This is a genomic window from Pseudomonas sp. SST3 (assembly GCF_003325755.1).
Genome location: NZ_QORI02000064.1, coordinates 1 through 6746, shown reverse-complemented (window position 1 = coordinate 6746; position 6746 = coordinate 1). Strand labels below are relative to the sequence as shown.

At 58.4% G+C, this 6746-nt stretch carries 6 protein-coding genes and 2 pseudogenes; 2 read left to right on the top strand and 6 right to left on the bottom strand.

The window, feature by feature from the left end; translation table 11 throughout:
- Nucleotides 1-907: pseudogene (locus DQ405_RS23260) on the top strand (DUF3363 domain-containing protein); the annotation flags it as partial.
- Nucleotides 908-990: 83 nt separating this feature from the next.
- On the opposite strand, the gene DQ405_RS23255 reads toward DQ405_RS23260, so the two are convergent.
- The 6 genes and pseudogenes from DQ405_RS23255 to DQ405_RS23230 all read right to left on the bottom strand — a co-directional run bounded on the left by DQ405_RS23255 (nt 991) and on the right by DQ405_RS23230 (nt 6257).
- Nucleotides 991-1509: a flavin reductase family protein gene (locus tag DQ405_RS23255; RefSeq protein ID WP_059318564.1), complete on the bottom strand. Its 519-nt coding sequence runs from the start codon at nt 1507-1509 to the stop codon at nt 991-993.
- Between the two features lie 3 nt (nt 1510-1512).
- Nucleotides 1513-2400 (bottom strand): sugar phosphate isomerase/epimerase family protein, encoded by an 888-nt coding sequence (locus DQ405_RS23250; RefSeq protein WP_021204042.1) that lies wholly within the window; start codon nt 2398-2400, stop codon nt 1513-1515.
- The gene (locus DQ405_RS23245) at nt 2384-3190 is read right to left on the bottom strand and encodes a TIGR03571 family LLM class oxidoreductase (RefSeq protein ID WP_223822194.1); all 807 of its coding nucleotides are present in this window, start codon (nt 3188-3190) and stop codon (nt 2384-2386) included. Before DQ405_RS23245 ends, DQ405_RS23250 begins: the two co-directional genes overlap by 17 nt.
- A 74-nt stretch (nt 3191-3264) precedes the next feature.
- Complete coding sequence (locus tag DQ405_RS23240) at nt 3265-4542, bottom strand: ISL3 family transposase (RefSeq protein ID WP_022960607.1); 1278 nt, start codon at nt 4540-4542, stop codon at nt 3265-3267.
- Between the two features lie 12 nt (nt 4543-4554).
- Entirely contained in the window at nt 4555-5589 is a 1035-nt protein-coding gene (locus DQ405_RS23235; protein WP_009586987.1) for a permease, read from the bottom strand.
- Nucleotides 5590-5652: 63 nt separating this feature from the next.
- Nucleotides 5653-6257: pseudogene (locus tag DQ405_RS23230) on the bottom strand (TetR/AcrR family transcriptional regulator).
- 150 nt (nt 6258-6407) lie between these two features.
- Between DQ405_RS23230 and DQ405_RS23225 the strand changes: the two are divergent.
- Nucleotides 6408-6746 (top strand): biotin/lipoyl-binding protein (locus DQ405_RS23225; RefSeq protein ID WP_446730911.1); only part of this gene is annotated, 339 nt, incomplete at its 3' end.

Genomic DNA, 6746 nt, shown 5'->3' with positions numbered 1-6746 from the left:
AAGGGGCTGGCCGACGAGCTGCGCGACCGAGGCTATCTGGTCATCGACGGCGTGGACGGCAAGGCCCATTACGTCGCGCTCAAACACCCGCGACGAGCTGGCGAACTACCCGGCCGGGGCCGTGGTGGAGGTGAAGGGATCGGCCGACGTGCGCGCGGCCGACAGGAACATCGCCGCGCTGGCGAGCGATGGCCTGTACCGCACCGATCACCACCTGGCGGTGGCACAGGGCCCGGCCGTCCCCGGCCGTGACCCGCAAGAGGTCGTGACAGCTCATGTCCGCAGGTTGGAAGCCCTGCGCCGGGCCGGCATCGTGGAGCGCATGGCCGAGGGGTTATGGAAGGTGCCTGGCGACCTTCCCGAGCAGGGCCGGCGCTACGACGCGCAGCGTCTGGGCGGCGTGGCCGTGGAGTTGAAATCGCACCTGCCCATCGAGCGACAGGTGCGCGTCATCGGGGCCACCTGGCTCGACCAGCAGTTGATTGGCGGCTCGGGCCTGGGTGATCTGGGCTTTGGTGCAGAGGCCAAACAGGCGATGCAGCAGCGCGCCGACTTCCTGGCCGAACAGGGTCTGGCCGAGCGACGCGGACAGCGCGTGATTCTGGCGCGCAACCTGTTGGACACGCTGCGCAGCCGGGAGCTGTCACAGGTCGCCAAGGACATTGCCGCTGAAACCGGCCTGGAGCACCGGCCCGTGACAGACGGCCAGCGTGTGGCCGGCATCTATCGCCGCAACGTCATGCTCGCCAGTGGGCGGTACGCGATGCTCGATGATGGCTTGGGCTTCTCGCTGGTGCCGTGGAAACCCGTGATCGAACAACGCCTGGGGCAGCAACTTGCCGCGACGGTGAGCGGTGGCGGCGTGGCGTGGGAAATCGGACGGCAGCGGGGAATGGGCATTGGCTAATGCTCGAAGAGTCTCAGCCACATAACCCGGCAGGCTGTCTAGAGATATGCCGAGGCAGTTGTGAAATTCTTCGCTGCATATCTTCAACGGGTTGGATCTATGGCCCGGAAGCGGCCATCCAGATAGACGAGTGGATCGGCATATGCAGATGTGAGCACACGCTCGACACTGGCCAGCATTACCGAGTGGGTGCCGACTGCATGGTGTTCAATCAGCTCACAGAACAGCGAAGCCTGCGCCCCTTGCAGATAGGGCAACCCATTGACTTCATCAAATCGCCAGGCTTCATGATCGAAACGGTCGGTCCCCGTGGCGCTACGGCAGTGCACCGCAAGTACCTCCTGTTCTGCGCGGAGTACATTGATGCAGAATCGTCGAGCAGCCAGCAGCGGCCCATGGATACGGGTTTGCTGACCAATGCACACTAGAACCGTGGGCGGCTCCAGTGAGACTGATGTGAATGAACTGGCGATCATTACGTGTCCGTGGCCATCGGGAGCGATCGACGTGATTAGCGTCACCGTGGAGGCCACGCCGCGCATCGCCTGCCTCAATTGGGCAGCAATCAAAGGGTGTTGGGACATGTAGGTGCGCTCAATCATAGGTTACGGGTGCGTTTCACGCTTGGCCCAACCAGGGTGCTTTGTCAGCAAACCCAACATCTCGTCCATCGCGTCATAGGAGCGTTTGAGCGTGCTGTATGGATTCCCCCCGACCAATGTGCCGTCATAGCCGACGGGGCCGGTATAACCGAACGACTTGGCAAGTCCAAGAAGTGCGAAGTTGTCGAGTTCTCCTGCATCGAGCGCCTCGAAAGTGGCAATACGACTCCAGCCAAGTGGGCTGCGGGTTGCGCCGCTGAGAGTCAATTCCCGCATGAAGGGTGTTGACGCCATTAACGCTGGCGTCGGGTCTACTGCCTGATAGCCCTCCGTCGGGCTGCCTGCATTGGTTTCGTAGCCATACCAGTGATAGCTTGGAAACACGATGCCGAGATTCGGATGGTTCACGACCGAGCAGATCTGTGCCGCAATGGAGTAATGATCCATCCAGAAGCCCAGATGAAAATACAGCAGGATGTTAATTCCGCGCCGTGCGCAAATCTCAAGTGCCCGACCAAGGAAGTCCTGCAATACCTTGTCGTCCGGTGCCTTTCGATGATTTGAACCGTGGCCTGCCGTCCTGATTCCAAGATTGACAGCCTTCACGCCTTCCATCTCCTCAAGCATCCGCAAGAGTCCTGCGTTGATGGGATGCTGTGGGCCCTGATCCAGGTCGATCACCACATACACGCTAAAGACCTCCAAACCGAAACGATCTTTCACGGTGGATAGACGCTTTGCGGTTTCCCATCGGCTCCCTGACCAGACGGCATAGGTCAGGCCGTCATAACCGATGTCAGCCAGCATTTCGCATTGGACATCGAAGGCATAGGTACCAGCCGAAGAAGTAAAAGCGAGATCCCAGGCAAAAATTTTATGACCGTGCAGCATCCTGCGCCTCCTCCAAATGGGCAGTAGCGTGCGCCGGAAAGTGCGGTACGACATGCTCGCCAAGTTCCTGAACAATCTCATGCGCCGGACGTGTCGCGTATTTCAGGTTGAGGCCAATATGATTAACCCCAATATCGCGCAAGCGGCTGAAGTAGTCAGTAAAGAATCGGTGACCAGCCCGAAACCCGAGGAAGATGGGCGACGGGGGTTCATCGGGATTCTCCGACAGGTCAATATAGAAGGATTGCGTGAAGGGTTTGAATCTTGGTGTCAGCGACCGCCAATTCTTGATTGTCATGGCTTGCTGCGCGATATTTTGGGGATAGTAAAGCCAGCCATCCCCATGCTCGGCAATCCATTCGACCGACTGGCGTGAATGACCAGTCACCATCACGGGAATGTCTCTCAACGCCGGTTTCGGCAGCGTATCTGCACCCGACAAGTTCACTCGGGGCGTGGAGATTTCCGGGAAGTCCTCACGCCAGGCTTGACGCAACACAGTCAATGCTTCTTGGAACAACGTGGCTCGCGCATCCATTGTCTGACCGAAGGCCGGGAACTCTGTTGGCCGATCACCCGTGGCGATACCTAGCACCAGGCGCTGATTTGACAAGCGGTCGATCGAGGCTGCTGCTTTGGCCACAAGCAAGGGATGACGCAGAGTGGTGATGACGCTGCCAGTTGCGAGCGCGATGCGCGACGTCTGTGCCGTGACGTAGCCCATGAATGGCCACAGGTCATGGATGTGACCCACGTCGCCAAAAGACGGGACATTGAGAAATACGGGTATACGGATTTAATGGTTGGGGTATACGGATTTAATGGTTGATGGGGCACCTTCACCCCATCAATCTGATACCACCCTCAGATGGTTGATAGATCGACTCCGTAGTTGAGTTCCTCTGCGAAGTCCGGCAGTCCGTAACCGATGGTTTTCTTGTAGAAAGGAGAGACCTTCGCAGTCGGTGCCTTCTTCTTGTGCTTCGTGGTGTAGAGCATTCGTGCCCGCATCACCTCGAAGGAGTAACCGCGCCCTTCACGGTTCTTGTCCTTGGCCAGTCGGTTGATGGACTCCGTGTAAGCGTTGGTGACGGGCATGTCCGTCTCGAAGTAGGTCATGGTCTCTTCGCGCCAGTTTCCCACTGCCCTGACCAGATCGCTCCAGACTTCCTTTTGGCCCTTCGGGATGGTGGCTATCCACTCGTCCAGGGCGGCTTCTGCCTGGAGCCGTGTGGTGGCGTCCCAGATGCCGTAGAAGCGCTCCTTGTGCTCGTAGGCGGCCAGCAGTTGCGGGAACGCGCCTGTCCAGGTCTCCATGATGAGGCGCTCCCGGTCTGAGACTTCGTGAGCGCGTTTCAGCAGGATTTTCCGGTCTCCCTTGAGAGTCCGGCTCTGGGACGGTTTCGGCTCCTTTCTGAGGCCCTTGCGCACTCTCTCTAGGGCATCGTTGGCCATGCGCACCACATGGAACTTATCGACCACGATACGGGCCTGGGGCAGCACAGCCTTGACCGCTGCCCGGTAGGGGTTCCACATGTCCATGCTGACGATCTCGACCTTCTGCCGGTCTTTCAGCTTCATCAGGTAGTTGGTCACCACGTCCTGGCGGCGGGTGGCCAGCAGGTCGAGCAGGGTTCGCTCCTCAATGTTGGTCAGAATGCAGCGGTAGCGCTTGTTCAGGTATAGCTCGTCAATGCCCAGGATGCGGGGCGTCTCGAAGCGGTGCCAGCGCCCCAGGAACTCGGCGCGGGCGTTGAAGATGTCGCGCACCGTCTTCTCGTCCAGGCCGGTCTGTGCCGCCACAAAGGTGTAGGGGTGGTTGAAGGATTCCTTCTCCACGTACTCATGCAGCCGCAGTGTCATACGGAATCCGTCCACCATCTCCGGTAGCTGGGGCCTGAATGTTGTCTTGCAGGCCCGGCAGGTGTATCGGCGGCGGACCACCCAGAGAGTGACCCGCTTGCCGTGGATGGGCAGATCACGATAGGGAACGTCACGCTTGCCGAACCGCACGAACTCACCCTGCACGCCGCACCCCTCGCAGGCTACTGGTGTAGGTGCTTCAAGCCGAAAATGTATGTCTTCATTCTGCTCATCAGAATCCACCAACTGGTACCCAGGAAGGCTTAACGAATTAATCATCTCCCGCCTTGATCAGAAAAACAGGTAGGTGGCGTAACCGGCAATCATCGCCATAGCAAAAATGACTGCTAAAAACGCCGCTAAAAGCTTCAGCGTGAACAAAGAGCGCAACAGAATGAGCTCAGTCAGGCTGGCTCCGGCACTGCCGATGATAAACGCTAGCACCGTCCCGGCACCCACGCCTTTGGCCATCAGAGCCGCTGCCAGAGGTATGACGGCTTCAGCGCGAATATACAACGGCACGCCGATGACAGCGGCAACTGGAATGGCAAAGGGATTATCTGGGCCTGCATACTGCTCCAATAAGTCAGTGGGCATGAAACCATAGATCACGCTGCCAATCGCAATACCGATGAGCAGGTAAGGCAACACATCGATAAAGTCCGACCAAGCTTCCCGCCACACACCACTGTACTTCCCTTCTTTCTTAACCGTGACAGTGGGTTGACTGTCACAGCATTCGCTAGACGTAGAGACTGTTGTCTTCCTATCAGCCCCGCAAGAAGCCGTCTTCGGAGTGGTGTCGCAGCTGTTGGTGCCGCAACTCGATGCGGTCGATGTAGCACTGCACGGGCTTGCTGATGAACTACATCCACTGCTCTCTTGTGTCGCCGTCCGGCGCACATAACGCTCGAAGCCAAGCGTGTGAAGCAGCCATCCGGCACCTACCGCGACCACCAAAGCGGCGAGCACATAGATAGCAGTAAGTGTCCATCCAAACGTGGCAACCAGCAGGCCGACGACGATAGGATTCAGCAACGGAGATGAGAAAAGAAACACCATCATCGGCCCAAAACCGGCCCGTGCCCGAATCAACCCTTTCAACATGGGGATAGTCGAGCAACTACAGAAGGGCGTTATAGCTCCTAAACCAGCAGCAAGAAAATAGCCTCGCTTCCCACTGGAAGTCAGTAACGCTTCCACCTTGGATGGTGGGATGTGACGTTGAAGAACTCCGACCAGCAAGCTAATGCCAATGAATAAAACCGATAGCTCGATAGCGAGAAAGGCGAACATGCCTAGAGCGTCTTGGAGTTGAGATGACATTCAATATTACTCCTATATTTCTGGGTCAAAGAGTCCGGCCTGCCGGTCGGCACCTTTGGGTTGTTACGGCTGCGCGGGAGAGGTGTCCCGCCGCAAGCCCGCCACCAGTACAAGAAATCCCTGCACGGCTTTTTCGGAAGCGGCGCGTGGGTCGTCTGCGCTGGCGATCCACAGCGATGCGCCCAGCAGCGCCCCGTTTATCAGGCGGGCCGTCGCCAGGGGATCGACGGGGCGTATGACTGCCTCCTCGATCAACTTCTGGAGGCTGCGGCGCGTATTCACGATGCACACGTTCTGGCTGGCCACTGGGAGGGATCGCCCAGAACCGCTGGCCCGTCCAGCAGGACGATCCGCTGGACTTCGGGCTCGACGGCCATCTTGATGTAGCCAATGCACTCCTGAACGAAGCCGTCCCAGGTGGACTCCGCCTCCTCGACGATGACGGCCAGTCGGCCAGATATCTCTGCATCAATCTGGGCGATGACCGCCTCCAGCAGCCCTTTCTTTCCACCGAAGTGGTGATAGAGCGCTCCGCGCGTCAGTCCGGCTTGGGCCGTCAGCTCATCCATTGAACTGTCCGCATATCCCACGGTTGCGAACGCAGCGCGGGCGGCACTGATGAGCTTGGCCCGCGTTTCCTCAATCATCTCTGCACGCTTTTGTGCCATTAGGTCGTCCTCCGATTTTTCACATAAGAAGTGTATGTAAATGATTGACATACGTTGCGTATGAGTGGATGATAAATGGCATACGTCACGTATGTCAAATTTTATCAACCGGGTTTCGCCATCCCTTCGAGACTGAAAACAATGAGCACATTGCCTTACCTTGCGGTCCTGCCTTCCTGGCGCCGCGCCTTGCCGTTAGCTGCGGCGAGCTTGCTGGCGCTGTCCCTAGCTGGCTGCAATAGCGACGCCGCCGACGCGGTCGCCGCCCCTCCACCCACGGTCAGCGTGGCACCTGTGTCGGTGCGCAAGATCGTCCAATGGGATGAGTTCAATGGCCGCGTCGAGGCGGTGGAAGGCGTTGCGCTGCGGCCACGTGTGAGTGGCTACATCGACAGGGTCAATTACGAAGAGGGCCAGATCGTCAAACGTGGCGACGTGCTGTTCGAGATTGACGCTCGCAGTTACCGTGCTGCTCTGGCTCGCGCGGAA

What these genes read in the sequence shown, in the direction of transcription:
- DQ405_RS23255 (WP_059318564.1), bottom strand. Translation starts at nt 1,509, where the DNA reads ATGATTGAGCGCACCTACATGTCCCAACACCCTTTGATTGCTGCCCAA.
- DQ405_RS23250 (WP_021204042.1), bottom strand. Translation starts at nt 2,400, where the DNA reads ATGCTGCACGGTCATAAAATTTTTGCCTGGGATCTCGCTTTTACTTCT.
- DQ405_RS23240 (WP_022960607.1), bottom strand. Translation starts at nt 4,542, where the DNA reads ATGATTAATTCGTTAAGCCTTCCTGGGTACCAGTTGGTGGATTCTGAT.
- DQ405_RS23235 (WP_009586987.1), bottom strand. Translation starts at nt 5,589, where the DNA reads ATGTCATCTCAACTCCAAGACGCTCTAGGCATGTTCGCCTTTCTCGCT.